This window comes from Pelomonas sp. CA6 (assembly GCF_022549225.1).
In the GTDB taxonomy this organism is placed as follows: Bacteria; Pseudomonadota; Gammaproteobacteria; order Burkholderiales; family Burkholderiaceae_C; genus Roseateles.
In genome coordinates this window covers 287,291-313,582 of record NZ_JAKZFD010000004.1, presented here as the reverse complement: position 1 = coordinate 313,582, position 26,292 = coordinate 287,291, and the positions used below count along the sequence as shown (strand labels likewise).

The window sequence follows — 26,292 nt, the reverse complement described above, 5'->3', positions numbered from 1 at the left end:
TGTCCATCACTTCCGCCATCAAATCCATCCATGACATCCTGGGCAAGGACGTCGGCGTCGACGGCGACGCCCTGCGCATCGGCCAGTTTGTCTGGAGGCTATTCCTGGAAGATCTTTGACGACCGCGAGCAAGAATGGGAATTGCTCAACGATGATTGCCAAAGCCCCTTGGCCGAGGCCTACCGCTGGCGCAACTGAGCGACCGACCCAGAAGGCAGGAAGGGCGACGAACTGGTGAGCTCCGTGGACAACGAGCCCTTCCCCGGCCTGCAGAACCTCACCGAGTACAGCACCACGCCGGTGGCCTATGTCACGCGCAGCGTCTTTGAAGACGAGCACGAAGGCCTGCTGATCGCCGACCTCCCGCCTGAGAACGGCTGAGTCGACAACACCGCGCCCAACCGCAACAGCGTGCGCTACGACTACCAGCTCCGGCTGGCCGGGCTCTATCCTGAGGTGCTCTCCGCCAACGCCCGAACGCTCAAGAGCTAGTCGGACCAGAAGCCCGCCAGCTGGGACGAGGGGCTGTTCGACCTCAACGCGATGCAAAAAGCGTGGAAAACCTGGCTCAGGCGATGGCGGTCAAGCAGTGGGTCCAGAACTAGGGCGAGCAGTTCAAGCCCCGCTACGGGAAAGTTGCCGCGGGCTGCTCCCCCTGCAAGGGCTGGCTGTCCGATGCCCAACTGGCCAAGGACAAGCGCAACGCGCGCGTCGTCCGGGGGCTTGGTCGAGGAGCTCGGCTTCAAGGACGGGGGCATCCCGGGAGGGACGCTCACCGCCGCGCCGCGTCGTCTGCATAGCGGACAGTGCCCCGCCCGCTTCATGGCGATGTCATGACGCGTTTCTAGTCTTTCGGTCGTTCTGACGCGGGGGGCCTTCGTGGCGTTGCGCGGTCCGGTATCGCGCCCCTGCTGCCACGAGAGCGGGCCGGCGTAGGCATGCCCGGCCGGCGCCGCTGCATGCGTCCTGCCCGGGTCCTTCCTCCACCCTCTGCAAGACGCCCCCATGCAGCACTTTCTTTCCCCGTCATCCACGGCGCGGCTCCTGTCCGCCGTCCTCTTGAGTCTGGCGCTGAGCGCCTGCGGCGGCAGCTCCGATGCCAGCCCGCCTACCCCGGACAAACCCACGCCCGACAAGCCCAACCCCGGCACCAAGCCCGAGATGCGTTGCGCCCCCTGACCGACCCGCCAGCCCAGAGAACAAGACATGAGTTCCCGCCGTCAATTCCTCCAGAACGCCGCTTCCACCGGCGCCGCCGCCGCCGCGCTGGCGGCCTTCCCGCCCAGCATCCGCCGCGCGCTGGCCATTCCCGCCAACAACAAGACCGGCACCATCCAGGACGTCGAGCATGTGGTGATCCTGATGCAGGAGAACCGCTCCTTCGACCACTACTTCGGCACGCTGCATGGCGTGCGCGGCTTCGGTGACCGCTTCACCGTGCCGCTGCCCGGCGGCCGCAGCGTCTGGCAGCAGACCGACGCCAACGGCAAGGTCGTGCTGCCCTACCACCTCGACAGCCGCAAGGGCAACGCGCAGCGCGACGGCGGCACGCCGCACGACTGGGACGACAGCCAGAAAGCCTGGGACCACGGCCGCATGTGGCAATGGCCGCGCTACAAGACCACCAAGGCCATGGGCTATCACCGCGAGGCCGAAGTCCCGTTCCAGTTCGCGCTGGCCAATGCCTTCACCGTCTGCGACGCCTACCACTGCGCGATGCACACGGGCACCGACGCCAACCGCTCCTTTTTCCTGACCGGCACCAACGGCGCCACCGCGCAGAACGTCGCCTTCGTGCGCAACGAGTGGGACTGGCTGGACGGCCGCGCCTCCGCCGTCGACACCGGCTACACCTGGAAGACCTATGCCGAACGGCTGGAAGAGGCCGGCGTGCGCTGGATCAGCTACCAGAACATGCCCGACGAATGGGGCGACAACATGCTGGGCGCCTTCCGCCAGTTCCGGCGCGCCAACCTGGCCTCCGGCTACCCGGTGTGCAGCGGCGGCGAGCCGAACAAGCCCTATGCCGACAGCGGCCAGGCGCTGCCCTATCGCGCCTACGACCACGCCCGCGACAACGCCGGGAACCCGCTGTACAAGGGCATCGCCAACACCCTGCCGGGCACCCGGCCCGAGGAATACCTGGACGCCTTCCGGCGCGACATCCGCGAAGGCAAGCTGCCCCAGGTCTGCTGGATGAACGCGCCCTCGGTCTACTGCGAGCACCCGGGGCCGTCCAGCCCGGTGCAGGGCGCCTGGTTCCTGCAGGAGGTGCTGGACGCGCTCACCGCGGTGCCCGAGGTGTGGAGCAAGACCGTGCTGATCGTCAACTTCGACGAGAACGACGGCTACTTCGACCATGTGCCCTCGCCGTCGGCCCCGTCGCCCAACGGCGACGGCAGCTATGCCGGCAAGACCACGCTGCCCGAGGCCAGCCTGGGCGCCGAGTACTTCACCCATCCCGCGCCGGCCGGCAGCCGAGGCCAGCCCAAGCCGGACGGCCGCGTCTACGGCCCGGGCCCGCGCGTGCCGCTGTACGTGATCTCGCCGTGGAGCCGCGGCGGCTGGGTCAACTCGCAGGCCTTCGACCACACCTCGGTGATCCGCTTCCTGGAGGCGCGGTTCGGCGTCGCCGAGCCGCACATCAGCCCCTTCCGGCGCGCCGTCTGCGGCGACCTGACCAGCGCCTTCAACTTCGCCACGCCCAACAGCGAGGCCCTGCCCACGCTGGCGGGCCGGCGCAGCAAGACCGAGGCCGACCAGCTGCGCGTGGCCCAGGAGGCACTGGGCCAGGTGCCGCTGCCCATCGACCCGCAACTGCCGCGCCAGGCCACCGGCACGCGGCCGTCGCGCGCCTTGCCCTATGAGCTGCACACCAGCGCGCGCGTCGACGCGCAGGCCGGCACGGTGCGCCTGCTGTTCGCCAACAGCGGCCAGGCCGCCGCGGTCTTCCACGTCTACGACAAGCTCAACCTCGACCGCGTGCCGCGCCGCTACATGGTCGAGCCCGGCAAGCAGCTGGACGACAGCTGGCAGCCCCTGCGCGACAGCAGCGGCTTCTACGACCTGTGGGTGCTGGGCCCCAATGGCTTCCATCGCCATTTCAAGGGCGACCTGAGCACGATGCGCGAGGCCGGCGCCGCGGTGCCGGAGATCCGCGTCTGCTACGACATCGCCAACGGCAACGTCTACCTGGAGCTGCTCAACAACGGCCAGCGCGATTGCAGCTTCAGCGTGCGCGCCAAGGCCTACCGCAGTGACGGCCCATGGACCGCCACGGTCAAGGGCGGCGCCAAGGCCGAGCTGCACTGGGACCTGGCCGCCAGCGGCGCCTGGTATGACTTCGTCGTCAGCTGCGATGCCGACCCGTCGTTCTCGCGCCGCTTCGCCGGCCGCGTCGAGACCGGCCGTCACTCGGTCAGCGACCCCGCGATGGGCCTGCCCGAGCTCTGAGCGACCCGGGCCACGGCCCCGGCCCGATCAGGGCCGCGGGCCCGCGCCGCGTCGCGGCAGCGGCCTGCAGCACCAGGCCATGAGGGCCGCGAAGCCCAGCAGGGCCAGCACATGGCCGGTACCCGCCCAGGGGGCGGCGGCCGGCCACCGCGGCAGCGCGGCGCGCAGCAGCAGGCTGGCCGCCATCAACGCCAGCGGCGCCAGCGCCCAGCGGCTGTGACGCGGCCGCAGGCCGGCCAGCGCCGGCAGCATGATGGGTGCGTGGCCAAAGACCATCGCGAATACAAAGCCCAGCCACAGCAGATGCCAGGCGACCGCCTGGCCGCTCAGTCCCGCCAGCGCGGCCAGCGCCAGCCAGCCATAGCCGACCAGCAGGCACAGCGCCGTGTGCCCGGCCCAGCTGCGCAGCCGCCACTGGCGCCGCGCCAGGTCGTAGGCCAGCAGCCACAGCGCCAGCAGGCCCAGCAGGGCCCAGCCCGCCGCGTCGCCGACGGCCGGGCGCCACAGCCACAGCAGCGGCAGCGGCAGCGCGAGCAGCGCCAGCCACAGCGCGATGAAGCCGCGCCGCGCCAGCGCCGACAGCGGCAGCAGCCGGGTCAGCTCGCGGCGTTCACCGGCGATGGTCAGCACCAGGAAGAGGCTCCAGCCCCAGCGCGCCAGCGCCGGCTGGTCCAGCGCGTGGGCGGCGTGGCCCAGCAGCAGCATGGCCGCGCCGCTGGCTTCCACGCGCAGCGGCAGCGCCGCGCCGCGGTGGCGCGCGGCCCAGGCATACAGCGCCAGCAGCCCCAGCGCCGAGGCCAGCCACAGCGCATGGCCCAGCGGCGCCAGCCCGTGCAGATGGGCCGCGCCGCCCAGCCCGGCGAGCAGTGGCACATACAGGCCGCGGCGCAGCGCCACGGCGCGCTCCAGCGCGATCAGCGTGGCGAAGAAGCCCGCCATCATCAGCGCGCCATGCTGTAGCAGCGCCTGGTGCGCCACCCCCTGCAACGCGGGCGGCAGGCTGCCCAGGCGCTGCAGCCCGCCCGCCAGCGCGGCCAGCAGGTTGACCAGCGCCAGCAGCGCGGCCAGGCGCGGCAGCCAGACCGGGGGACGGCGCGCCTCGCCCATGGCCGTCACCGTGCCGGGGTCAGGTCTTGCCCTGCCAGCCGAAGCGCTCGCGCAGCGCGGGGCTGAGGCGCTCGGGGCTCCATTCGGCGTCCCAGTTCATCAGCACCTCCACCGAGGCCTCGGGCTCGCCGGCGTCGATCATCGCGGCCAGCGTGTCGTCCACCAGCAGATCGGCCATCGGGCAGGTCGGGCTGGTGGGGATCAGGCGCAGCTCCAGCATGCCGTCGTCGCGCTGCTGCAGCGACTCGACCAGGCCCAGCTCGACGATGCTTTCGCCGATCTCCGGGTCCTGCACCTGCTGCAGCGCCTGCATCAGGCGCGCCAGGCGCTGCGGGTCCAGGGGCGCGCCCATGGCTCAGGCCTGCCGCAGGCGGGCCTGCAGGCCCTCGGACAGCCACAGGCCGTCGCGGCCCAGGCCCTCGCCATGGCCGGCCAGCATCAGCGCCACGCCGGGCATATGCGCCGCCCAGCGGCGCGCCTGCACAGCGCCGGCCACCATCATCGCGGCCCCCCAGGCGTTGACCTGGGAGACCTCGCGGGCCACCAGGCTCAGGCCCTGCAGGCCCTGGCTGGGCTGGCCGCTGCGCGGGTCCAGGATGTGGTGGTAGCGATGGCCGTCGCGGTCGAAGAAGCGTTCGTAGTCGCCCGAGGACGCCACGATGGCCTCGCCGCCCAGCTCCAGCACGCCCAGCAGGCGCTCGGGTGCGCGCGGGTCGCGCAGGCCCACGCGCCAGTCGCGCCCGTCCATCTGGCCCATGCAGAGCACGTCGCCGCCGCCGTCGATCAAGGCGTGGTGCACGCCATGCTGGCGCAGCACCTCCATGCCGGCGGCGAGGATGGGCAGCTTGGCGACGCCGCCCAGGTCCAGCTTCATGCCGGGACGCTGCAGGCTGACGCGCTGGCGCGCGCCGTCCACCTGCACGGCGCGGTGGTCCACCGCGCGCGCCTGCTGCGCGAGTCGCGCGGGCGCGGGCGGCTGCGCGTCCGGCGCGAAGCGCCAGTCGGCATAGGCGCCCACCGTGGGGTCGAACAGCCCGCCGGTCTGGCGCGCGCGCTGCAGCGCCTGCTCCAGCACGGCCGCCAGCTCGGGCGGCACGCGCAGCGCGTCGCCGCTGCCGGCGGCATCGGCCAGGCGCTGCAGCCAGCCGCCCGGTTCGTAGCGGCTCATCATCGCGGACAGCCAGGCCATGCGGTCCCAGGCCGCCTGCAGCGCGCGTTCGCGCCGCCGCGCGTCGCCGTCCAGCACGCTGAGGCTCAGCCGCGTGCCCATCAGCGTGCCGCTGTGCCGCTGCAGCGTCGGCAGCGCCCAGGCCGCGGCCGGCCACAGCGCGAACGCCAGGCCGGCGCGGGCCAGATCGCGCCGGTTCAAGCCGGCGCGCGCGAGGGCTTCACGGTCCATGGCGCTCAGCGCGACTGCGCCACCATGAAGTCCACCGCGGCCTTGACCTCGTCATCGCTCAGCGAGGCGCCGCCGCCGCGCGCCGGCATCATGCCCTTGGCACCGGTGAAGCCCTCGATCGCGTGCTTGTACAGCGTGTCCTGACCCTGCGCGATGCGCGGGCCCCAGTCGGCCTTGTCGCCGGGCTTGGGAGCACCGGCCACGCCCGCGCCGTGGCACATGGCGCAGGTCTTGGAGAACACGGCCTTGCCCACGGCGTTCTCGGGCGCGGCCGGGGCGGCCGGCTCGGCGGTGGCGCTGGCCGCGGGCGGCGTGGCGGTCGGCGTCGTCGGGGCCGCGGCCTCCTGCTTGCCGCAGGCCGCGAGGGCCAGCAGGGCGGTCAGGGCCAGGATGTGGGCAGCGTGCTTTTGCTTCATGGGGTCCTCCTGAGGGAAATCAAGCATTGAGCGCGATTCTGGAAGTCCGTCGCCGACCCTCTCAAGCGAATTGTTCCATCTTGGATACAGCTTTTGGGCTTACTTGTTTTGCTTAAACCAGATCAATGCGTGCGCCGGCTGCCCGGGCGGACGATGCGGCCGCCTGATGGCAACGCCTGAAGGCAACGCATCCCCCGACCGAGATTCCATGCAACTGCTCCGCTCCCGGCTCCGCCGGACCGCCCGCTTCCTGGTGATGGCCCTGTGCCTGAGCTGGGGGCTGGCGATCGCCGCGCCGCTGATCAAGCCGCCGGTCCTGGCGCTGGTCTGCAGCGCCGACGGCACGCGGCTGCAGGCGCAGGACGAGGCCGGCGGCGGCATCGCGCACCGCCTGACGCCCGAATGTGCGCTGTGCATTCTGCTGACCCCGCCCAGTCTTCCGTCCCCACCGCCCGAGACGCCCAGGCCGGCGGACGGGCCGGGGACGCCGGTCTGCGCCACGCACGCGCCGCCGGGCTGGTCTCCGATTCCGCCGCCCGCGCGCGGCCCTCCCTTCCCCCTCTGATTTCTTCCCAAGGTGAGCACATGAAAGACGACAGCAAGAGCACGCCCGCAACCGAGACCCCCGCAGCGGGTCGCCGACGCTTCATCGGCAGCGCGGCATTGGCCGGCCTGACCCTGGGCGTAGCGGCCTGCGCGGACAAGAAGAGCGAGGGCGGTGCCGCCGCCCCCGCCGCCGGCGGCAGCGCCGCGGCGAGCGGCCATGCGGCCGACGCCATCCATCTGAAGCCCGGCGAACTGGACACCTACTACGGCCTCTGGAGCGGTGGCCACACCGGCGACATGCGCGTCCTGGGCCTGCCCTCCGGCCGCGAGATCACCCGCATTCCCTGCTTCGTGCCGGATGCGCTGGTCGGCTGGGGCATCACCAACGAATCCAAGGCCGTGATGGGCACCAAGCCCGACGGCAGCCTGCGCTACACGGTGGCCGACACCCACCACACGCATGCCTCCTACAAGGACGGCAACTACGACGGCCGCTACGCGTGGATCAACGACAAGATCAACGCCCGCGTCGCGCGCATCCGGCTGGACTATTTCGTCTGCGACAAGATCACCGACCTGCCCAATGTGCAGGGCTTCCACGGCATCTTCCCGGACAAGCGCGACCCGGTGGACGAGAAGATCAACTACACCACGCGCGTGTTCTGCGGCGGCGAGTTCGCCATCCCGCTGCCCAACGCCGGCATCGAGGACGCCAGCAAGTACCGTTCGCTGTTCACCTGCGTGGACGCCGAGTCCATGGACGTGCGCTGGCAGGTGCTGATCGACGGCAACTGCGACCTCGTGGCCACCAGCTATGACGGCAAGCTGGCCGCGACCAACCAGTACAACACCGAGATGGGCGCCCACTACGAGGACATGATGTCCGCGGAGCGCGACGCCTGCCTGTTCTTCAACGTCGCGCGCATCGAGGCGGCGGTGAAGGCCGGCAAGTTCAAGACCATCGGCGACTCCAAGGTGCCCGTGGTGGACGGCACGCGCGAGTCCAACAAGGACCCCAAGACCGCGCTCACCGCCTACGTCTCCGTGCCCAAGAACCCGCACGGCGTCAACGCCAGCCCGGACGGCAAGTACTTCATCTGCGCCGGCAAGCTCTCGCCCACCGCCACCGTGATCGAGCTGAGCAAGGTGCTGGACTGGTTCGACGGCAAACAGGAGAAGCTGGACGGCGCCATCGTCGCCGAGGTGGAGCTGGGCCTGGGCCCCTTGCACACCGCCTTCGACGGCCGCGGCAATGCCTACACCACGCTGTTCCTGGACAGCCAGGTGGTCAAGTGGAACGTGGACAAGGCCATCGCCTTCCACAAGGGCGACAAGACCGTGAAGTACGTGGTCGACCGCCTGGACCTGCACTACCAGCCGGGCCACCTGAACGCCACCCAGTCCGAGACCATGGCCGCCGACGGCAAGTACCTCGCGGTGGGTTGCAAGTTCTCCAAGGACCGCTTCCTGCCCGTGGGCCCGCTGCATCCGGAGAACGAGCAGTTCATCGACATCTCCGGCGAGAAGATGGTGCTGCTGGCCGACCACCCGGTGCGCGGCGAGCCGCACGACTTCATCATCTTCAAGCGCGACCTGGTCAAGCCCAAGCAGGTGTACACGCTGGACGAGTTCCCCAACGCGGTGAAGGACCCCAAGGAGTCCGGCGTGTTCCGCAAGGGCAACAAGGTCGAGGTGCGCCTGACCTCGCAGGCCCCGGCCTTCAGCCTGCGCGAGTTCAAGCTGAAGAAGGGCGACATCGTCACGCTGACGCTGACCAACCTGGACAAGGTCGAAGACCTGACCCACGGTTTCGCGATTCCCAAATACAACGTCAACTTCATCGTGAACCCGCAGGAGACTGCGTCGGTGACCTTCGTGGCCGACAAGCCGGGCGTGTTCTGGTGCTACTGCACCCACTTCTGCCATGCGCTGCACCTTGAGATGCGCACCCGCATGATCGTGGAAGCCTGACCTGGAGGGAGGGCGCCGGCGCCGCGGCTCGAGCACCGCGGATCCGGCGCCTGACAACAACAATGCCGGTAGTTTTCAAGCGTTTCGCGGCCTCGCTGGCCGCGCTTTTTCTTGGCCTCGCCAGTGTCTGGGCGCAGGCCGCACCCGCGGGCCAGGCCTATGAGGCCCAGCTGCCCGCCGACCTCGCCAGCGCGCCCGATCTGTGCGCGCTGCTGCCCTGCGCCGAGGTCTTCCCCGGCGCGCGCAGCTTCTCGCCGCGCAAGGGCGCGCCGCCCTATGTCGAGGCCTATGGCGAAGGCACCGACCCCGCCACCGGCAAGCCGCCGCTGCTGGGCTACGTGATGCTGTCCACCGACATCACCGACACACCGGCCTACTCCGGCAAGCCGGTGGTCACGCTGATCGGCATGGACAGGGCCGGCCGCTATGTCGGCGTGAAAGTGCTCAAGCACTCCGAGCCCATCCTGTTGCTGGGCATCCCCGAATCGGCGCTGGTGCGCTTCAACAACCAGTACATCGGCAAGTCGGTGTCCGACAAGATCGAGGTCGGTCCCTCGCGCCCGGACGAGAACGTGCTGGGCGTGGACGCGATCTCCGGCGCCACCGTCACCGTGATCGCGCAGAACCAGGTGATGCACCTGTCCGGCAGCGCGGTCGCGCGCCAGGTGGGCCTGCTGCCGCCGGTGCACCGCGACCCGGCCCGCTTCCTGAGCGCGGGCAAGCGCTGGAGCTGGGACGAGCTGGTGCGCCTGGGCGCCGTGCAGCGCCTGCGCGTGAGCCCCGAGCAGGTCGGGCTGGAGCGCGGCGCCGCGCCCTTCATCGAGCTGTGGTTCGGCGACCTCAACCATCCCGACCTCGCCGCCAGCCTGCTGGGCGAGTCCGGCCGCGACAGCCTGCAGGCGCGCCTGAAGAAGGGCGAGCATGCCTTCTTCGTGATCCGCACCGGCGGCGAGGAGTCCTTCAAAGGCTCGGGCTTTGTGCGCGGCGGCATCTACGACCGCGTGCAGGTCAAGCAGGGCGACGAGTCCTACACCTTCCGCGACCTGGACTACATCAACCTCTACGGCCTGGCCGCCGCGGGCGCGCCGGCCTACACCGAGTCGGCCATCTTCGTGATCCGCGCCGAGGCCTTCTCGGCGGCCTATCCGTGGAAGCTGGCCTTCCTGGGCAACCGCGTGGACCGCGCCACCGGCCAGCGCAGCTTCGCCAACTTCGAGGCCAAGTACTGGCTGCCGGGCGAGCTGCTGCAGGGCGGCCGCCCCGAGGTGCAGGAAGACCAGGCGCCCTGGGTGCGGGTGTGGAAGACGCGCGCCTGGGGCATCGCCGGCTTCACGCTGCTGCTGTTCGTGGTGGGCGTGGTCTACGCGCTGCGCGAGCGCCTGACGCGGCGTTCCACGCACAAGAACAAGTGGCCGGTCAACGCCTTCAAGTACAGCGCCTGGGCCCTGTCCATCGCCTTCGTCGGCTTCGGCGTGATGGCGCAGCCCTCCATCACCCAGGTGCTGACCTGGTTCCACAGCCTGCTGTTCCAGTGGACCTGGTCGCTGTTCCTGTCCGACCCCTTCATCTTCGTCTTCTGGATCTTCATCATCCTGACGGTCTTCCTGTTCGGCCGCGGGCTGTTCTGCGGCTGGCTGTGCCCCTTCGGTTCGCTGTCCGAGGCGATCTACAAGCTGGCCGGCAAGCTGGGCCTGAAGCGCTTCCAGAAGCCGCTGCCGCGTGCCTGGCACGACCGGCTGAAGTGGCTGAAGTACGCGCTCTTCATCGGGCTGCTGGGCGTCTCGCTGCTGTCCATGACCACCGCGGAGATGCTGGCCGAGGTCGAGCCTTTCAAGACCACCTTCCTGGTCGGCATCGCCAACCGCGCCTGGCCCTACGGGCTCTATGTGGCGCTGCTGCTGGGGCTGTCCCTCTTCATCGAGCGGCCCTACTGCAAGTACATCTGCCCGCTGGGCGCGGCGCTGGCCATGCCCTCGACCTTCCGCTGGTTTGGTCTGCGCCGCAAGCAGGACTGCAACAGCTGCAAGGCCTGCGCCGTGGGCTGCGGCGCGCAGGCCATCGACGCGGCCGGCCGCATCGACCACCGCGAATGCCTGCACTGCCTGGACTGCATGGTGCTGTACACCGACACCGCCGGCTGCCCGCCGCTGGCCAAGGAGCGCAAGCGCCGCGAGCGCGAAGGCCTGGCGCAGACCCCGATCGGGCGCGACGGCTACTTCATCCCCATCGTTCCGGTGGGGGCCGACGGCACCCCGGCGCGCCCCTATGGCGACAAGGTCGCCCAGGGACCGGACCCGCGCATGCCCACCGAGCCGGCGCAGCCGCCGCACAAGACCGGCCTGCGTGGCTGGCGCTGGCTGGCGATGGAGCTGCGCGACCACCTGTGGCCCTGGAGCCCGCAGAGCCTGCGCGGTTCGCGCGCGCTGCTGCTGGCCGGCGCGCTGCTGGCGGTCGCGGTGAGCCTGGCCTGGCTGCTGGCCGCGACCGGCCGGCTCTCCGGCATGGCCATCGTCGCCTGGTGGCTGGCCTGGAGCGCCTACGAGGTGGCGATCCGCATGCAGGGCCGCCGCTACGTCAAGGACGGCCCCTGGTGGCAGGCCCAGTACCGCGTCGCGGGCTGGATGGACATGATCAGCTATGTGGCCTTCAAGAACCTGCTGATCGGCGCCACGCTCTTCCTGGGCCTGAAGGCGGCGGGATGGTTGCCGCAATGACGGTCCCCCGGGCCTGCGCCGGCCAGGCGCGCCGCGGCGCGCGCGCCTGGCTGCGGCTGGCCTGTGCGCTGCTGGGCGGCGCGCTGCTCGCGCCGCTGGCCGGCGCCGCCGCGCTGCGCGTGCGCCCCGGCGAGGACATCCAGGCGGCGATCGAGCGCGCGCGGCCCGGCGACACCGTCGAGATCGAGCGCGGCCACTACACGGCCAATCTCGTGATCCGCAAGCCGCTGACCCTGCGCGGCCTGGACCGGCCCACGATCAGCGGCGCGCAGCGCGGCAACACCGTGGACGTGCAGGCGCCGGACGTGGTGCTGGACGGGCTGATCGTGCGCGACTCCGGCCACGACCTGAAGGAGCAGCACGCCGGCATCTACATCCGCCCCGGCGCCCATCGCGCGCGCGTGGCGCGCTGCGACCTGGTCTACAACCTCTTCGGCCTGTGGATCGAGAAGGCCGACGACGTGCGGATCGAAAACAACCTGATCACCGGGCTGCGCGACCAGCAGTCCTCGCAGCGCGGCAACGGCATCCAGCTCTACAACACGCGCGGCGCGCACATCATCGGCAACCGCATCAGCTTCGTGCGCGACGCGCTGTACGTGGACGTCTCCCACCACGCCGTGTTCCGCGGCAACCGGCTGCACCACAGCCGCTACGGCACCCACTACATGAACTCCTACTACAACCTGTGGGAGGACAACGACAGCTACCTCAACCGCGGCGGACTCGCGCTGATGGAGGTGCGCGACCAGGTCGTGCGCCGCAACAGGACCTGGGGCAACAGCGACTTCGGGTTGATGCTGCGCACGCTGCAGGACTCGGTGATCGAAGACAACATCGTCGCCGGCAACGCGCGCGGGCTCTTCATCTACGACGTCGAGTACGCGCGGCTCAGCGGCAACCTGGTGGTGGGCAACCGCGTCGGCGTGCACCTGAGCGCCGGCTCGACGCGCAACACCGTGCAGCGCAACGACTTCATCGCCAACCGCGAGCAGGTGCGCTACGTGGGCGCGCGCGACGAGCCCTGGGGCGACAAGCCCGGGCAGCGCGGCCAGGGCAACCACTGGAGCAACTACCAGGGCTGGGACCGCGACGCCGATGGCCGGGGCGACCTGCCCTACGAGGCCAACGACGTGGTGGACCGGCTGCAATGGCGCTACCCGGCGCTGGCACTGCTGGCGGGCAGCCCCTCGGTGCAGGCGCTGCGCCTGCTGGGCCAGCAGTTCCCGGTGCTGCGCGTGCCCAGCGTGGTCGACCCGGCGCCGGCGATGCGCCCTTGGAACCCCCGCTGGGCCGCATGGCTCAGCCCCGGGCGCGCGGCGCCCGGCATGGAGACGACGGATGAGCGATAGACATGGAGCGGCCGCCGGGCCGGCGCTGCGCCTGGCCGGCGTGGGCAAGCACTACGGCCGCGGCGCCACGCTGGTGAAGGCGCTGGACGGCGTGGACCTGGAGGTGCCGCCGGGCCTGCTGTTCGGCCTGATCGGCCACAACGGCGCCGGCAAGAGCACGCTGTTCAAGCTGCTGCTGGGCCTGATCCGCCCCAGCCACGGCCGGCTGGAGCTGGGCGGCTGCGAGGTCGGCGGCGCGGGCTTTCGCGAGCAGCGCCGGCGCCTGGGCTATCTGCCCGAGAACCTGGTGCTGTACGACAACCTCAGCGGGCTGGAAACCCTGCAGTTCTTCGCCCGGCTGAAGAACGCGCCGGCCGCACAGTGCCAGACGCTGCTGGAGCGCGTGGGCCTGGGCGGCGCGATGCGGCGCGCGGTGCGCGAGTACTCCAAGGGCATGCGCCAGCGCCTGGGCTTCGCGCAGGCGCTGCTGGGCGAGCCGCGCCTGCTGCTGCTGGACGAGCCCACCACGGGCCTGGACCCGGCGGCGATCCGCGAGTTCTACCGCCTGCTCGACGAGCTGCGCGCGCAGGGCGTGACGCTGGTGATCAGCTCCCACATCCTGGCCGAGCTGCAGGGGCGGGTGGACGCGCTGGCCATGCTGCACCAGGGCCGCGTCTGCGCCCAGGGCACGGTGGCCCAGCTGCGCGAGCGGTCGCAGCTGCCGCTGCTGCTGCAGATGCAGGGCGAGCCCGGGCGGCTGCGCCAGCTCCACGCCGAGCTGGACCAGGCCCACGCTGGCGCGCCGCTGCAATGGCAAGACCTGGCCCCGGGCCAGGCCCGGCTGCGCTTGCCGCGCGCGCTGAAGATGGCGCTGCTGGCGCGCGCCGCGGGCGCCGGGCTGCAGGACCTGCAGCTGCAGGAGCCCAGCCTGGAAGACGTGTACTTCGAACTGCGGGAGGCGCAGGCATGAATCAGGCGATCTCGAATCCCCGCGGCGGGAGGGCCCGCCCATGAGCGCGGCGAACTGGACGCGCGGCGTCGCCGCGCTGGCGGGCAAGGAGTTCCGCGACCGCCTGCGCAACCGCTGGGTGCTGGCCGTGGCGCTGGTGTTCACGCTGTTCTCGCTGGCCATCACCTACTTCGGATCGGCGGCGCAGGGCGTGGTGGGGCCGCGCTCCATCGAGCTGACCATCGCCAGCCTGGTCAGCCTGGTGGTCTACCTGATCCCGCTGATCGCGCTGCTGCTGGGCTTCGACGCCATCGTCGGCGAGCGCGAGCGCGGCACGCTGGACCTGCTGCTGGCCCATCCGGTCACGCGGCTGGAACTGCTGCTGGGCAAGTACCTGGGCCTGGCCGCGGCGCTGACCCTGTCCACGCTGGGCGGCTTCGCGCTCGTCGCGGGGCTGCTGTGGCAGCGCTTTGGCGCCGCAGGGCTTTACCACTACGGCGGCTTCATGATCAGCGCGGTGCTGCTGGGCCTGGCCTTCCTGAGCCTGGCGCTGCTGCTGTCGGTGCTGGCACGCGACCGCACGCGCGCCTCCGGCCTGGCGATTGCGCTGTGGTTCGTGATGGTGCTGGTCTTCGACCTCGTGCTGATGGGCCTGCTGGTGGCCAGCGGCGGCCAGCTGGGCGGCTGGCTGCAGGGCGAGGGCCTGGCCTATCTGCTGCTGCTCAACCCGGCGGACCTCTTCCGCATCCTCAACGTGTTCTCGCTGGACGACATGCGCCGCCTCTACGGGCTGGCCAGCGTCGTTCCCGCCGCGCTGGGCCAGATGTGGCTGCTGGGCGGCGCGATGCTGGGCTGGATCCTCGGCCCGCTGGCCCTTGCCGCCTGGAGATTCAAACCATGATGCCCGACACCTCTTCTTCGTCGCCCCTGAACCGCCGCCGCCTGCTGTGCGGCTGCGCCGGCCTTGCGCTGCTGGGCCTGGCGGCCTGCGGCCGCAGAGACGAGCCGTCCGCGCTGCGGCCGCAGGAGATCCCCGCCGGCGCCAGCTGCGCGCTGGACGGCATGCTGCTGGCCGACTACCCCGGCCCCAAGGGCCAGATCCTGTTCGCCGGCGAGGCCCAGCCGCAGTGGTTCTGCGACACCGTGGAGCTGCTGTCCATGCTGCTCAAGCCCGAGCAGCTGCGCGAGCAGCGCGGCGCCTGGGTGCAGGACATGGCGCTGGCCGACTGGGAGCGCCCGGTGGGCCATTGGGTGGACGCGCGCCAGGCCTTCTATGTGCTGGGCAGCCGCCGCCACGGCTCCATGGGCCCCACCGCGGCCAGCTTCGCGGAGGCTGACAAGGCCCAGGCCTTTGCCGCGCAGTATGGCGGCCAGGTCCATCCCTTCGCGCAGCTCAAGCCCGAGATGGTGGACCTGAGCGGCGGCGCGCTGCACGACAGCCGCATGTAGCCATGCGACGCCGGCTGTGGCTCTTGGGCCTGGGCGCGCTCCCGTGGCTGGCCGCCTGCCGCGGCGCGGGCGAGCGCGAGGCCGCCGCCGCGCCCGCGGCCCCGCCCGACGAGGTCTGCATCGTCGCGCCCACCCAGGCCTACGACCCCGCCTCCGGCCTGCCGCCCGAGGCGCCGCGCGCCGTGCCCGAACAGGCGCGCTGCCCGGTCTGCGGCATGTTCCCGGCGCGCCATCCGCGCTGGGCCGCGCAGGCCATCTTCGACGACGGCGCGGTGCAGTACCTGGATTCGCCGCTGAGCCTCTTCCTCTACCTGCAGCGCGTGGCGCGCTACGCGCCGGGCCGCAGCGAGGCGCAGCTGCGCGCCGTCTACGTCAGCGACTGGGCGGGCGGCGGCTGGGTGGCGCTGGAGCGCGCGGTCTTCGTCGCCGGCTCCCGCCAGGCCGGGCCCATGCGCGCCGGCAATCTGCCGGCTTTTGCCGACGCGGCGCAGGCGCGCGAGTTCGCGCGACGCGAGGGAGGCCGGCTGATGGACGCCGCCGCGCTGCGCCGCGAGCTACCGGCCGAGCTGCGCGCGCTGGCGCCGCACCGGCACTGAGCCGGCACTGAACCGGACGTTCTCCCTCAGCGCGGGCCCGGCAGCGGCGGCAGCGTGGCCAGTTCGCGCAGCAGCCAGTCGCGCAGCGCGCGGACCGCTGGCGTCAGCTGGCGTCGGCCCGGCACGACCAGGAAGAGCGGCGAGCCCTCGCCGCGCCAGCCCGGCTGCAGATGCAGCAGCAGGCCCGCCTGCACATCGGCGGCCACGTCCAGCCAGGACTTGTGCGCCAGGCCCAGGCCGGCGAGCGCCCAGCGCCGCACCACCTCGCCGTCGTTGGCCGAGCGGCGGCCCTGCACCGGCACCTCCACCCAGCGGCCGTCCACCCGCAGCCGCCAGCTGCGCGGCAGCTCGTCGCCCAGCATGAAGCGCAGCGCCTCGTGCTGCTGCAACTCCTCGGGCCGCTGCGGCACGCCATGGCGGGCCACATAGGCCGGCGAGGCCACCAGCACGCGCTCGTTGTCCGGCGCCAGCGGCAGCGCCACCTGGCTGCCGCGCGTCGGCTCGCCATAGCGCAGCGCCGCGTCGACCGGGCTGCGCATCAGGTCGGCGCGCTGGTCCGACAGATGCAGGCGCAGCACCAGCCGCGGATGGCGTTGCTGGAAGCGCTCCAGCCAGGGCAGCAGCACCTGGCGCCCCAGATCGGACGGCATGGCCAGCTGCAGCTCGCCGCGCAGCTCGGCCTGCGGCGTGGCGGCGGCGCGCGCCTCCTCCAGCGCTGCCAGCGCCTGGCGCAGATGCGGCAGCAGGCGCTCGCCTTCGGCCGACAGGCGCAGGCTGCGCGTGCTGCGCACGAACAGCGGCACGCCCCATTGCGACTCCAGGCGCTTGATCGCGGCGCTGGCGGCGGCGGGCGACCAGTCCAGCGCCCGCGCGGCGGCGCTGAGGCTGCCCAGCTCGGCGGTGCGCACCAGCAGTTCGAGGTCGAGGATGCGGGTCATCGTTCGATTTTCTTTGAAAGTGAATCGGCCACCGCCCGCTGGGTGCGGGCGCGGCGGGTGGCCACACTGGACGCATGAAGACCGACCCCTTGTTCACCCCTCTGTCGCTGGGTCCGCTGGACCTGCCCCACCGCGTCGTGATGGCGCCCATGACCCGCGCGCGCAGCAGCCAGCCGGGCAACGTGCCCAACGCGCTGATGGCGCGCTACTACGCCCAGCGCGCCTCGGCCGCGCTGATCGTCAGCGAGGCCACGCAGATCTCGCCGCGCGCCCAGGGCTACAGCTTCACGCCCGGGCTGCACAGCGAGGCGCAGCGGCGGGGCTGGCACGAGGTCACCGATGCCGTGCATGCCGCCGGCGGGCGCATCGTCGCCCAGCTCTGGCATGTGGGACGCATGTCCCACCCGGTGTTCCAGGGTGGCGAGGCGCCGCTCGCGCCGTCGGCGCTGGCGCCGGATGCGCAGGTCTGGGTGGCCGACGACCAGGGCCGCGGCCGCATGCTGAACTGCCCGGTGCCGCGCGCGATGAGCCTGGACGAGATCGCCGCGACCGTGCAGGACTACCGCCGCGCCGCCGCGCTGGCGCGCGCCGCCGGCTTCGATGGCGTCGAGATCCATGGCGCCAACGGCTACCTGATCGACCAGTTCCTGCGCAGCAGCGCCAACCAGCGCGACGATGCCTATGGTGGCAGCCGCGACGGTCGCCTGCGCTTCCTGATGGACGTGGCCCAGGCCGTGGCGGCCGAGATCGGGGCCGAGCGCGTCGGCGTGCGCCTGGCGCCGCACATCACCGCGCGCAACATGGACTGCCCGGACATCGTGCCCACCATCCTGGAGGCGGCGCGCCGGCTCTCGGCGCTGGGCCTGGCCTATCTGCATCTGGCCGAGGCCGACTGGGACGATGCCCCGCGTGTGCCCGAGGACTTCCGCCGCGCGCTGCGCCAGGCCTTTGCCGGCCGCCTCATCGTCGCCGGCGGCTACGACGCCGCGCGCGCCCGCGCCCTGCTCAACGCGGGCCTGGCCGACCTGGTCGCCTTCGGCCGCCCCTTCGTCGCCAACCCCGACCTGCCGCGCCGCCTGGCCCAGGACCTGCCGCTGGCCGGGCTGCGGCCGGAGCTGCTGTTCGGTGGGGGGGAGGAGGGGTACACGGACTATGCGGCGGTGGCTTGAGCGCTGAATTGCATCCACGGGTACTGCTCGGGCAGACCTGCCAAGCCTGTCTCTCCGGGGGATGGATGCGGCATGTCTGCCGGAGACTATCGGCGTAGCGGCACTCAACGGCCGAGGAAGCGGCGAACCTCGTGCCCGGCGCTGTCGCTGGGCGGCAGTCCCGGAACCCTCGTGTGCGATGGACGCGCACCGGGCCTTGGACCGGCCCTTGATGCGCCCGGTTCTCCCGATCACTGCGACAACCCGTCTGGGAACGGTTGCGCCTATCGGCGCAGAACGGTACTGCCCGCTGTCCTGGCGCCATGCCCATCCCCCCGCTCTTCCCAGGGAAGGGAGCGAGTCGCCCTCTGCCCTCAGCGGCGCATGCCACTTCGTCCGCATGCACCGCCCACGACGAGCGTTGAACGGCACACCACCGCGTCAAGGCCAAGCCCTTCGGGTGGCTTGGCGGCCAGCCGGGGCTAAGCCGCCCGGCCCGAAGCGCTCCCCCTCATGCTGCAGACCGCTCAACAAGCTCCAGGTCTGCATCTGCCTGCTCGTAATGAACCACCCCGAGCCTTTGGAAGTTGACCATCACCCCCCGTTTTAGATACTCCCACTGGTCCCGTGGGTAGTCAGAGGTGAATTCGTCTGTGTCAATAGAACAGACCACGACCCCCTCTGAACCATCACTGAGCTTCACCTGGTCGCCCAGCCTAGCCTCTTGTCCGTCGGAATATTTCATCCTGTTGCCCTCAATTCGCGAACGGCTCAATGGGTATTGCTCCAACAGGCAGCGCAGTAGGTGGCACCGCACCTACTGCTTGCCAGAAGCATTGGCAGTTCCTCGGGTTTTGGTTGGCCTTGTGGATGTTGTAGTAAGGACCCATGATGCTGTGCTGCGCCTTACCAGACGGAGGGGCGTTCATTGGCCAATAGGCAATGGTCCCGGCCAGACCGTAGGCGATGCGCTGCACACCCTTCTGTGCGCCGCAGAATTCAACATCTGCTGGCTACTGGGGGCCATCGTCCGCCTGGGCCTGCAAGGGCTTTGCTTGCTCTTCATGACTTGGCGAGCCTGGCTGCCTGCTACGGCACACCGCGCTTACTTCAGCGCTACCGCGTCATGCCGAATCGCAAGTCGCCCCAGCAGTGAATAAATATGGCGAGGCTGACTATTTAGTGTTGGTCGCTCCGGTCTTCATGAGTTCCCCGAGTTTTCGCAGTCCGTCACGATTTTGGCCGCTCGCGGGAAACAAACGCGAAAGAACCTGCGCACCCGAATAAGCAATATCTCGTAGAGGCTCGCTACCCGCAATCCACATGCTCGAGAAGAGGGCCAATGCAACGTTGCCTGAGAATTTCCGGGCAATTAAATCGCCCACAGAAATTCGCAACATTGGATGGGTAAATAGATTGCCATGGTCAAGAAACAATGCCTTTAAGCCCTCCTGCTGCTGCGGCGATAGCTTTTCAAAATCATTGAAGAGTCCGGTGATAAATTCGTCAGCCCCCGGAGCTGCACAAAGCAACGGATTGGAGAGCGCATCCGTGTATATGGAAAATATCTCTTCCGGAAGATGTTCAAATTCGAGGGATGCGTATTCCAAAGAGCGGGCAATATCCACAAGCTCTTTCTTTCGGGGCTCATTAGCAGCAGCTTCTAGACGCTGCCGCAGATTCGTAACTTCAGGACTCATGGGACTGCCGCATTTGCAGGAATGGTCCACCACAAAGGAGGAGCGAGAGAGGGAAGCATCCGGATGCAACGGTAGGCAACATAGGCAGCACCTACACCGGCCGCTGTTTTTGCCACAGTACTTCCAGAGGGGCAAACCTCGCAGGAATTACCTTTTCCGTCTTCCGAATCATCGTCGTCGTCACAATCTTCCGCGTACTTCTTTTCCCAATAACGCAAGTTGCTATCGGTTTTGTTAATTAATGTGCGATGGCCGCGCATCGTTTCTGCGAGTCGCTCCCCTGGGCCAATTCGTTCCGGGAGGCCCCCAACCAACTCCCCCCATCGAGTGTCCAGTTCGTTTTGGAGGCCAGTCATCTTGCCCCGAATCCCCTTGCAATGCGGGTGATTCTTGCCGAATCGCTTCGGCGCCAAACCCATTGGGTCGCTGTAGCTCAGCGGATTTCCCCCGACGTACGCGTATGTGTTCAACCCGCCTCGCAACCCGATGGGGTCACTTTGGATATACCTCCCCGACCCCGCATCGTAGTCCCTGAAGTAGTTGTAATGCAGCCCCGACTCCAGGTCAAAGTACTGGCCGGGAAAGCGCAGGTTGAACACGACGGGGGGCAGGCCGGTGGGGGCGGGCTCGGCGGCGTGGGAGCCAAAGGGCTCGCCCACCCAGCGCCAGCGGGTCTGTGCGGCCTGGTCGATCAGCACGCGAGGGGTGTTCAGGTGATCGGAATGCACATGGAACACCTGGGGCGCGCCGGAGGATGAGGGGCCGGCCAAGACGGCCACCAGCAGATCCCCCAGCCAGACGTATTCGTAGACGGGCGTCGTCCCGCTGTACTCGCCCAGCAGCTGACCGTCGGGCAGGTAGACGAAGTGCTGCGCCATCGCGCTGCCCGTCGTCTTGCGCAGGCGCTGGCCCATGGCGTCATAGGCGTAGTGGGTGGTGGTGCCGGCACGGGTGAGGCGGGTCAGGCGGTTGTCCAGGCCATAGGTGCTGGTGTAGCCGATGCCGGTGTCGGTGAGGGTGTTGCCGGCCGCGTCGTAGCCGAAGCTGCGCAGGGGATTGCTGATGTCGCTGAGTCACGCTGCTGGACGCATCTCGTCGTCCGTCATGGGCGCCGCTGCCTGCACGCCACACCGCCTTCGTCGGCGCGTCGCGCAGGAAGCCACCCCGCGATGCGAGCAGCGTTCTCCGTGGCCGTCGCTCGCTTCGAGGCTGGACGCCTCGCCGCACCCCGGAGTGGCTTCCTGCGCTGCGCTCCGTCAGCGGCGGGCTCCGGCCGCTGCGCTGACCTGCACCCCAACCTCATGCGTCCGCGTGGGCGCGGACCCGGCGCTTGGACCGCGCCTGCACGAGGTCGGCCCCCGCAAGCGCTGCGGCAACCCGCCTGGGGGCGGGTGCGCCTTCGCGTCAGGCCAGGCGCCTGCCTGGCCTGCCCGCCGTCCTTCGGCGGCGGCTTCAACCCATCCCCCCGCCCTTCCCAGGAAGGGCAGCGAGTCGCCCTCTGCCGTCAGCGGTGCATGCCACTTCGTCTGCATGCACCGCCCCACGGCGAGCGTCGAGCGGCGTGCCTCCGCGTCAAGGCCGAGCCCTTCGGGTGGCCTGGCGGCCAGCCTGGACACGGCCGCACGCCTCGAACTCAGCGGCGCCAGCGTTGCAGCGCCACGAACAGCTCCAGGTGGCGCAGCTGGGTTTCGGTGAGGTGGCAGCCGGCCTCATGGATGGCCTCGGCCAGCTCGGCGAGCACGCCGTGCGGCGTGCCGCTCAGCGCCAGGTCGGCGCGGCCTTCGTCATCGAGCAGGCGCAGCGGCTCGGCGCCGTCAGCGTTGTAGAGGTACCAGGTGGGCGAGGGTTGCGGGTGCATGGCATGGAGCGATGTGGTTCGCTCCATGTAGCGACTCGATGCCCTTCACTTGTCATCGAAGTACTTGGCAACCAATGGCGCAGCGAAGTAGGCAATGACGAAGACTGGCAGGACCACCAGGGGCGACATCAAACTCCCAGCCCAGTCCATGCCTAAGAACATGTCGATGATGGCCATCAGGAACAGCGCGATGACGCTGATGATTGCTGCAGCTCGCAAACGTCGGAAGGTGCTCACTTTGCGGCCTCGCAGTCATCGCACTTGGTTACCTCAGCGCTCGTCACCACACCTCGGCCGACGAACACACCGGCCGAGATGTCAAGGCCATACACAGGGCCGCTCAATGACGGCCAACCGGAGGAGAGGCTGCCAATCCTTATGGCCCCCCATGACGCGCCTCCACCAACAACAGAGGTCGCCGAGATAGCACCGGCCCAACCATTGGCAATGTCAGTCTTGGGGCAAGGGAAGACATCCGTGAACGACGCAGGCGAAGAGTTGGCGGTGTACTTCAACCCCAAGCCCGCAGCCACTGTAGGAACGTAGCCCTTGATGTGAACCTTGATGCCGCACTTGCATTCCGACGTTAGGTCGAAGGTAAACAGCGCAGCTCCGACGCCATCAATGACGCCTCCGCTCCCTACCGTTCCGGACCAGGCTACCAGCCCTGATGGGTCCTTGAACGACACCGGGTTTCCGCCGACGTAGGCGTAGGTGTTGATGCCGCCTTGCAACCCGATGGGGTCAGATTGCACATACCTCCCTGACCCCGCATCGTAGTCCCTGAAGTAGTTGTAATGCAGCCCCGACTCCAGGTCAAAGTACTGGCCGGGAAAGCGCAGGTTGAACACGACGGGGGGCAGGCCGGCGGGGGCGGGCTCGGCGGCGTGGGAGCCAAAGGGCTCGCCCACCCAGCGCCAGCGGGTCTGTGCGGCCTGGTCGATCAGCACGCGAGGGGTGTTCAGGTGATCGGAGTGCACATGGAACACCTGGGGCGCGCCGGAGGATGAGGGACCGGCCAAGACGGCCACCAGCAGATCCCCCAGCCAGACGTATTCGTAGACGGGCGTCGTCCCGCTGTACTCGCCCAGCAGCTGACCGTCGGGCAGGTAGACGAAGTGCTGCGCCATCGCGCTGCCCGTTGTTTTGCGCAGGCGCTGACCCATGGCGTCATAGGCGTAGTGGGTGGTGGTGCCGGCACGGGTGAGGCGGGTCAGGCGGTTGTCCAGGCCATAGGTGCTGGTGTAGCCGATGCCGGTGTCGGTGAGGGTGTTGCCGGCCGCGTCGTAGCCGAAGCTGCGCAGGGGATTGCTGATGTCGCTGAGCCGGTTGCTGGTGGGGGAGGTGGTGTAAAGGCGCGTGGCGCCGTTGAGCGCGACGCTGCTGCGGTTGCCGTTGGCGTCGTAGCGGATGGTCCAGGACGAGTTGCTGGTGGCGACCTGGGTCAGCCGGCCCAGCTCGTCGTAGCCAAAGCTCTGGTCCCAGGCGAGCGAGGCGCTGGTGGGGGTGCCGGTGGCGGCATCGAGATGCTCGTACTTGACGATGCGATCGGCCGCGTCGTAGCGGAGGTCGCGCACCTGACCGTCCAGCGGATAGCGAACCAGGCGGCCGTAGACGTCGAAGACGCGCTCGTAGCGCTGGGTGGCGGCGCCGTTCGTGTGCATGATCCAGCGGTGCGCCGGCAGCAGCGGACCTCACGCGTGGCGGCTGTGCTCCCGGTTCAGGTCGTGCGGCTGGGGCCGCACCGGCGCTTGGACCGCGCCTCGACTGCCCGGCTCCTCCGACGCCCTGCAGCAACCCCTCTGGGGTGGGGCGCGCGGGGCGAGCCCCCGGCGCCTGCCGGGACTGCCCGCTGCCCTATGGCAGAAGCCCCCTCTCCAGGGCAGGGAATCAATTACAGCCGCCAGATGTGTCTTGAACCAAGATGCCACATTTTTCAACTGGCAATAATGTATTTCCGGAGGGTTCTTTGATTGCAATGATGCCTTCTTTTCTGGAGTATGCGAATTGCAAATTCAACGTCCCGGATACTTTTACAATATCGTAGCTATAAAGCGTGCCTAGAATCATCCTTTCATTCTTTGAGACGATCTCATACCGGCTGCCCGCAAAGTCCCATTTGGATATTGACGAATCTTTTGGAACCGCCAAAGAGAAGGGTTGCGATTTGATGCAAACGTAAGGGTCCGCACTGCCACATCGCTTGGCAGGTTTTTCGACGTCAACTAAAATTACGGACCTATCTGCAATTGTTATTGATGACTTGGCGTTTAGTGGATCTTGATACGTCACCGCTTGAGCGCAGGTCGCAAGACACAGTGCGCTCGCAAAGAAAACGCGCCAAACAATCATTTTGGGCATCCGCAATTTTTCGAGGAATGAATTAACCAATCCGCAAAGGCATCGGCATCTCTTTCGCTAGGCACTCTCTCGGCGTTTCCGGAGAGGATATCTCCAATGCTTCCTGGAGGGTCAATAATGCTGGCGTTGCCAGGCATGGTGTGACGGAATTCGTGCCAACCAACGTGCAGTTGTGAGGGGTTTTCGCCAGGCTCAATCATAAAGAATCGTCTGGAGAAGGTGGTCTTATTCCCCTTGGTTATTCCATAGCCCTGCTGAATGCGTCTTGCAGGATTTTCAATATTCGGGTCTACTGCTAGAACCCATTCGTCAAATTCCTTCTGCAAACGATCTCTATCAATTTGACATAGGCCGCGAATTCGGTTTTGCACTGCATCCATGATGCGCTGCATGGGCTGGCCATAGCGTTTTTGCCACTCCTGATATTCATTGGAGGGGTTGCCGAAATTGGGACCATATGCCGGGGCTCCAATAATTCGCGCCAAACCGTTGGGGTCAATGCTGGAAAGAGGGTTCCCGCCGACGTATGCATAGGAGTTGATACCTCCTTCAAGACCTATCGGGTCAGATTGCACATACCTCCCCGACCCCGCATCGTAGTCCCTGAAGTAGTTGTAATGCAGCCCCGACTCCAGGTCAAAGTACTGGCCGGGAAAGCGCAGGTTGAACACGACGGGGGGCAGGCCGGCGGGGGCGGGCTCGGCGGCGTGGGAGCCAAAGGGCTCGCCCACCCAGCGCCAGCGGGTCTGTGCGGCCTGGTCGATCAGCACGCGAGGGGTGTTCAGGTGGTCTGCATACACGAAGAACACTTCGGCGTCGCGCGCCGCTCCGTGAAGCACCGCCACAGGGACATCACCCAACCAGACAAACTCCTGCGACGGCGTGGCGCCTGAATATTCGCCCAGCAACTGACCCGTCATGGCGTAGACGTAATGAGTCGATCCCGCGACGCTCTGCTTTCGGATGCGCTGCCCCTGGGGGTTGTAGCTGTAATGCGTTGTGGTGCCGGCGCGCGTGAGTGAGCCCAGGCGGTTGTCCAAGCGGTAGATGGCGGTATAGCCCGGGGCGGGCGTGGCACTGTCGCTGATCGTGTTGCCCGCAGCGTCATAAGTCAAACTACGCGCGGGGTTGCTGATCTGTTCCAGGCGATTGCTGCTGGCGGCGATGGAGTAGCCCCGCATGCTGCCATTGTGGGTGATGCCGGTGCGGTTGCCATTGGCGTCGTAGGTCAACGTCCATGCGTCAGTGGGCGTGGTGATGCCAGTCAACCGGTCCAACTCGTCGTAGGCGAAGCTCTGATTCAGGGCCTGGGCCTCGGGAGTCAGTTGCCCATTGCCGGCGTCCAGGTGTGTGTAGCTCACAACGCGGTCCGCGGCGTCGTAGCTCAGGTCACGTATCCATGCATGCAGTGGATAGCGCACCAGGCGGCCAAACTCGTCATGCACCCGCTCTTGCAACCCAGGGCCGTTGGCGAGGTGCATGCGCCAACTGCGCACCGCGCCGAAGGGCTCCCACTGGATCTCGCTGATCAGGGGCTGGACGGGGCTGGTCTCACTTGCTGCCACGCCCATCCGCACCGGCCGGCCATGCTCGTAGTCCAGCACCAGCATGCGACCTGAAGGGTAGATGATGCGGGTGAGCTTGCCAGCGGCGTCGTAGCTGTAGCGCGTGGTGAGGGTCGCCGTGTCCATGGTCTGGATGTGCGTGCTCAGCCGTCCGTGGGCGTCGTAGCCGTGGCGGGTTTGGTTGTCCGTGCCTTTGCTACTGGTCAGTTGCCCGACCCCATGGCCGAAGTCTTCCCCGACTTGGTCGTAAGTCCAGCTGTGGCGAAGTTCAGCGTGCCCACTCTGCGAATAGACCACTGAAGTCACCCGGCTGAGCGCGTCGTAGCCGATGCTGGCCTGCACGCCTCGGCTGTCCATGCGGGTCAGCAGGCGCCCTGCCGCGTCATATGTGCTGTGGGCGGAGCCGGTGTCAGGACTGCTCAGTTGGACGAGATCACCCAGTCCGTTGCGGCTATAGGAGGTGAGCAGTTGCCGGGGGTCGCTGACCTGTTGAAGTTGGTCGCGTCCGTCGTACTCCAGGGTTGTGACTCCGTTGCGGGCATCGGTGCTGGTGCGCAAACGATCCCGCGAATCGAAGGTGCTGGATGTGGCAAAGCCGCCCAAGCTCCTGGCTTTGATTACTTGAACGCGGTTGCCGTTGGCATCGTATTCGTAGTCGGTTACCGGCGCCGGAGACACTGGAGGCGGTGGCAGAACGCCCGCCTGTGCCGCCATGGCACTGCCCATGCCCACCAGCAGCGTCGTCGACCACGTGCGCAGGCGCTTCCCACCGTGGATGCTGTGCTGCATGT

At 68.6% G+C, this 26,292-nt stretch carries 24 protein-coding genes; 11 read left to right on the top strand and 13 right to left on the bottom strand.

Going from position 1 to position 26,292, the window contains the following annotated elements; all coding sequences use genetic code 11:
• The first annotated feature begins 234 nt into the window (after positions 1–234).
• Both LZ017_RS09405 and LZ017_RS09400 read left to right on the top strand, forming a co-directional pair.
• A complete protein-coding gene (locus LZ017_RS09405; RefSeq protein ID WP_241396440.1) occupies positions 235–381 on the top strand; it encodes a hypothetical protein in 147 nt (48 codons plus the stop codon).
• An 825-nt stretch (positions 382–1,206) separates the two neighbouring features.
• The gene (locus LZ017_RS09400; protein ID WP_241396438.1) at positions 1,207–3,453 is read left to right on the top strand and encodes a phosphocholine-specific phospholipase C; all 2,247 of its coding nucleotides are present in this window, start codon (positions 1,207–1,209) and stop codon (positions 3,451–3,453) included.
• Positions 3,454–3,480: 27 nt separating this feature from the next.
• Here LZ017_RS09400 and LZ017_RS09395 read toward each other — a convergent pair whose 3' ends face one another.
• The 4 genes from LZ017_RS09395 to LZ017_RS09380 are packed head-to-tail and all read right to left on the bottom strand — an operon-like array spanning position 3,481 to position 6,375.
• Positions 3,481–4,560 carry a hypothetical protein gene (locus LZ017_RS09395; protein ID WP_241396437.1) on the bottom strand — a complete coding sequence of 360 codons (1,080 nt, stop codon included), beginning with the start codon at positions 4,558–4,560 and terminating at the stop codon, positions 3,481–3,483.
• Positions 4,561–4,579: 19 nt separating this feature from the next.
• Positions 4,580–4,912 carry a metal-sulfur cluster assembly factor gene (locus LZ017_RS09390; RefSeq protein ID WP_241396435.1) on the bottom strand — a complete coding sequence of 111 codons (333 nt, stop codon included), beginning with the start codon at positions 4,910–4,912 and terminating at the stop codon, positions 4,580–4,582.
• A gap of 3 nt (positions 4,913–4,915) precedes the next feature.
• On the bottom strand, positions 4,916–5,959 hold the full coding sequence (locus LZ017_RS09385; RefSeq protein WP_241396434.1) for an FAD:protein FMN transferase: 1,044 nt from the start codon (positions 5,957–5,959) through the stop codon (positions 4,916–4,918).
• A gap of 5 nt (positions 5,960–5,964) precedes the next feature.
• The gene (locus LZ017_RS09380; protein ID WP_241396430.1) at positions 5,965–6,375 is read right to left on the bottom strand and encodes a cytochrome c5 family protein; all 411 of its coding nucleotides are present in this window, start codon (positions 6,373–6,375) and stop codon (positions 5,965–5,967) included.
• 208 nt (positions 6,376–6,583) lie between these two features.
• Here LZ017_RS09380 and LZ017_RS09375 point away from each other — a divergent pair, with 208 nt between their 5' ends.
• The 8 genes from LZ017_RS09375 (at position 6,584) to LZ017_RS09340 (ending at position 15,931) form a co-directional block, all read left to right on the top strand.
• Positions 6,584–6,940, top strand: a complete 357-nt coding sequence (locus LZ017_RS09375; protein WP_241396428.1) for a hypothetical protein — start codon at positions 6,584–6,586, stop codon at positions 6,938–6,940.
• 20 nt (positions 6,941–6,960) lie between these two features.
• On the top strand, positions 6,961–8,892 hold the full coding sequence (gene nosZ / locus LZ017_RS09370) for a TAT-dependent nitrous-oxide reductase (protein ID WP_241396426.1): 1,932 nt from the start codon (positions 6,961–6,963) through the stop codon (positions 8,890–8,892).
• A gap of 62 nt (positions 8,893–8,954) precedes the next feature.
• A complete protein-coding gene (locus tag LZ017_RS09365) occupies positions 8,955–11,606 on the top strand; it encodes a NosR/NirI family protein (RefSeq protein WP_241396425.1) in 2,652 nt (883 codons plus the stop codon).
• Positions 11,603–12,958, top strand: coding sequence for a nitrous oxide reductase family maturation protein NosD (locus tag LZ017_RS09360; RefSeq protein WP_241396424.1), 1,356 nt, complete (start codon positions 11,603–11,605; stop codon positions 12,956–12,958). The genes LZ017_RS09365 and LZ017_RS09360 overlap by 4 nt, the downstream gene beginning before the upstream one ends.
• Entirely contained in the window at positions 12,948–13,907 is a 960-nt protein-coding gene (locus LZ017_RS09355; RefSeq protein WP_241396423.1) for an ABC transporter ATP-binding protein, read from the top strand. The genes LZ017_RS09360 and LZ017_RS09355 overlap by 11 nt, the downstream gene beginning before the upstream one ends.
• A 40-nt stretch (positions 13,908–13,947) precedes the next feature.
• Positions 13,948–14,787: an ABC transporter permease gene (locus LZ017_RS09350; RefSeq protein WP_241396422.1), complete on the top strand. Its 840-nt coding sequence runs from the start codon at positions 13,948–13,950 to the stop codon at positions 14,785–14,787.
• A complete protein-coding gene (locus LZ017_RS09345) occupies positions 14,787–15,335 on the top strand; it encodes a nitrous oxide reductase accessory protein NosL (RefSeq protein ID WP_241396623.1) in 549 nt (182 codons plus the stop codon). Before LZ017_RS09350 ends, LZ017_RS09345 begins: the two co-directional genes overlap by 1 nt.
• A 2-nt stretch (positions 15,336–15,337) precedes the next feature.
• Positions 15,338–15,931, top strand: a complete 594-nt coding sequence (locus LZ017_RS09340) for a nitrous oxide reductase accessory protein NosL (protein WP_241396421.1) — start codon at positions 15,338–15,340, stop codon at positions 15,929–15,931.
• A gap of 26 nt (positions 15,932–15,957) precedes the next feature.
• On the opposite strand, the gene LZ017_RS09335 is transcribed toward LZ017_RS09340, so the two are convergent.
• Positions 15,958–16,869 (bottom strand): LysR family transcriptional regulator, encoded by a 912-nt coding sequence (locus tag LZ017_RS09335; protein WP_241396417.1) that lies wholly within the window; start codon positions 16,867–16,869, stop codon positions 15,958–15,960.
• A gap of 74 nt (positions 16,870–16,943) precedes the next feature.
• Here LZ017_RS09335 and LZ017_RS09330 point away from each other — a divergent pair, with 74 nt between their 5' ends.
• Positions 16,944–18,038 carry an alkene reductase gene (locus LZ017_RS09330; protein ID WP_241396416.1) on the top strand — a complete coding sequence of 365 codons (1,095 nt, stop codon included), beginning with the start codon at positions 16,944–16,946 and terminating at the stop codon, positions 18,036–18,038.
• 490 nt (positions 18,039–18,528) lie between these two features.
• Here the strand turns inward: LZ017_RS09330 and LZ017_RS09325 are convergent, their stop codons facing one another.
• The 8 genes from LZ017_RS09325 to LZ017_RS22075 all read right to left on the bottom strand — a co-directional run bounded on the left by LZ017_RS09325 (position 18,529) and on the right by LZ017_RS22075 (position 26,290).
• The gene (locus LZ017_RS09325; RefSeq protein WP_241396415.1) at positions 18,529–18,762 is read right to left on the bottom strand and encodes a hypothetical protein; all 234 of its coding nucleotides are present in this window, start codon (positions 18,760–18,762) and stop codon (positions 18,529–18,531) included.
• 430 nt (positions 18,763–19,192) lie between these two features.
• On the bottom strand, positions 19,193–19,717 hold the full coding sequence (locus LZ017_RS09320) for a hypothetical protein (RefSeq protein ID WP_241396414.1): 525 nt from the start codon (positions 19,715–19,717) through the stop codon (positions 19,193–19,195).
• Complete coding sequence (locus tag LZ017_RS22080; protein ID WP_277604613.1) at positions 19,714–20,631, bottom strand: RHS repeat-associated core domain-containing protein; 918 nt, start codon at positions 20,629–20,631, stop codon at positions 19,714–19,716. Before LZ017_RS22080 ends, LZ017_RS09320 begins: the two co-directional genes overlap by 4 nt.
• 719 nt (positions 20,632–21,350) lie before the next feature.
• Positions 21,351–21,602, bottom strand: coding sequence for a hypothetical protein (locus tag LZ017_RS09305; RefSeq protein WP_241396413.1), 252 nt, complete (start codon positions 21,600–21,602; stop codon positions 21,351–21,353).
• A gap of 18 nt (positions 21,603–21,620) precedes the next feature.
• On the bottom strand, positions 21,621–21,812 hold the full coding sequence (locus tag LZ017_RS09300) for a hypothetical protein (protein ID WP_241396411.1): 192 nt from the start codon (positions 21,810–21,812) through the stop codon (positions 21,621–21,623).
• Positions 21,809–23,239 carry an RHS repeat domain-containing protein gene (locus LZ017_RS09295; RefSeq protein WP_241396409.1) on the bottom strand — a complete coding sequence of 477 codons (1,431 nt, stop codon included), beginning with the start codon at positions 23,237–23,239 and terminating at the stop codon, positions 21,809–21,811. Before LZ017_RS09295 ends, LZ017_RS09300 begins: the two co-directional genes overlap by 4 nt.
• A 226-nt stretch (positions 23,240–23,465) precedes the next feature.
• Entirely contained in the window at positions 23,466–23,936 is a 471-nt protein-coding gene (locus LZ017_RS09290; RefSeq protein WP_241396407.1) for a hypothetical protein, read from the bottom strand.
• Positions 23,924–26,290, bottom strand: a complete 2,367-nt coding sequence (locus LZ017_RS22075) for an RHS repeat domain-containing protein (RefSeq protein ID WP_277604612.1) — start codon at positions 26,288–26,290, stop codon at positions 23,924–23,926. Before LZ017_RS22075 ends, LZ017_RS09290 begins: the two co-directional genes overlap by 13 nt.
• Positions 26,291–26,292 lie beyond the last annotated feature (2 nt).

Bases quoted from the DNA above. Each gene is read 5' to 3' on its own strand.
- LZ017_RS09345 (WP_241396623.1), top strand. From the start codon at position 14,787: ATGCCCGACACCTCTTCTTCGTCGCCCCTGAACCGCCGCCGCCTGCTG.
- LZ017_RS09355 (WP_241396423.1), top strand. From the start codon at position 12,948: ATGAGCGATAGACATGGAGCGGCCGCCGGGCCGGCGCTGCGCCTGGCC.
- LZ017_RS09325 (WP_241396415.1), bottom strand. From the start codon at position 18,762: ATGAAATATTCCGACGGACAAGAGGCTAGGCTGGGCGACCAGGTGAAG.
- LZ017_RS09400 (WP_241396438.1), top strand. From the start codon at position 1,207: ATGAGTTCCCGCCGTCAATTCCTCCAGAACGCCGCTTCCACCGGCGCC.
- LZ017_RS09335 (WP_241396417.1), bottom strand. From the start codon at position 16,869: ATGACCCGCATCCTCGACCTCGAACTGCTGGTGCGCACCGCCGAGCTG.
- LZ017_RS09350 (WP_241396422.1), top strand. From the start codon at position 13,948: ATGAGCGCGGCGAACTGGACGCGCGGCGTCGCCGCGCTGGCGGGCAAG.
- LZ017_RS09385 (WP_241396434.1), bottom strand. From the start codon at position 5,959: ATGGACCGTGAAGCCCTCGCGCGCGCCGGCTTGAACCGGCGCGATCTG.
- LZ017_RS09330 (WP_241396416.1), top strand. From the start codon at position 16,944: ATGAAGACCGACCCCTTGTTCACCCCTCTGTCGCTGGGTCCGCTGGAC.
- LZ017_RS09290 (WP_241396407.1), bottom strand. From the start codon at position 23,936: ATGCCCAAAATGATTGTTTGGCGCGTTTTCTTTGCGAGCGCACTGTGT.
- LZ017_RS09375 (WP_241396428.1), top strand. From the start codon at position 6,584: ATGCAACTGCTCCGCTCCCGGCTCCGCCGGACCGCCCGCTTCCTGGTG.
- LZ017_RS09340 (WP_241396421.1), top strand. From the start codon at position 15,338: ATGCGACGCCGGCTGTGGCTCTTGGGCCTGGGCGCGCTCCCGTGGCTG.
- LZ017_RS22075 (WP_277604612.1), bottom strand. From the start codon at position 26,290: ATGCAGCACAGCATCCACGGTGGGAAGCGCCTGCGCACGTGGTCGACG.
- nosZ (WP_241396426.1), top strand. From the start codon at position 6,961: ATGAAAGACGACAGCAAGAGCACGCCCGCAACCGAGACCCCCGCAGCG.
- LZ017_RS09295 (WP_241396409.1), bottom strand. From the start codon at position 23,239: ATGCACACGAACGGCGCCGCCACCCAGCGCTACGAGCGCGTCTTCGAC.
- LZ017_RS22080 (WP_277604613.1), bottom strand. From the start codon at position 20,631: ATGGGCCAGCGCCTGCGCAAGACGACGGGCAGCGCGATGGCGCAGCAC.
- LZ017_RS09365 (WP_241396425.1), top strand. From the start codon at position 8,955: ATGCCGGTAGTTTTCAAGCGTTTCGCGGCCTCGCTGGCCGCGCTTTTT.
- LZ017_RS09395 (WP_241396437.1), bottom strand. From the start codon at position 4,560: ATGGGCGAGGCGCGCCGTCCCCCGGTCTGGCTGCCGCGCCTGGCCGCG.
- LZ017_RS09380 (WP_241396430.1), bottom strand. From the start codon at position 6,375: ATGAAGCAAAAGCACGCTGCCCACATCCTGGCCCTGACCGCCCTGCTG.
- LZ017_RS09305 (WP_241396413.1), bottom strand. From the start codon at position 21,602: ATGGAGCGAACCACATCGCTCCATGCCATGCACCCGCAACCCTCGCCC.
- LZ017_RS09360 (WP_241396424.1), top strand. From the start codon at position 11,603: ATGACGGTCCCCCGGGCCTGCGCCGGCCAGGCGCGCCGCGGCGCGCGC.
- LZ017_RS09320 (WP_241396414.1), bottom strand. From the start codon at position 19,717: ATGAGTCCTGAAGTTACGAATCTGCGGCAGCGTCTAGAAGCTGCTGCT.
- LZ017_RS09390 (WP_241396435.1), bottom strand. From the start codon at position 4,912: ATGGGCGCGCCCCTGGACCCGCAGCGCCTGGCGCGCCTGATGCAGGCG.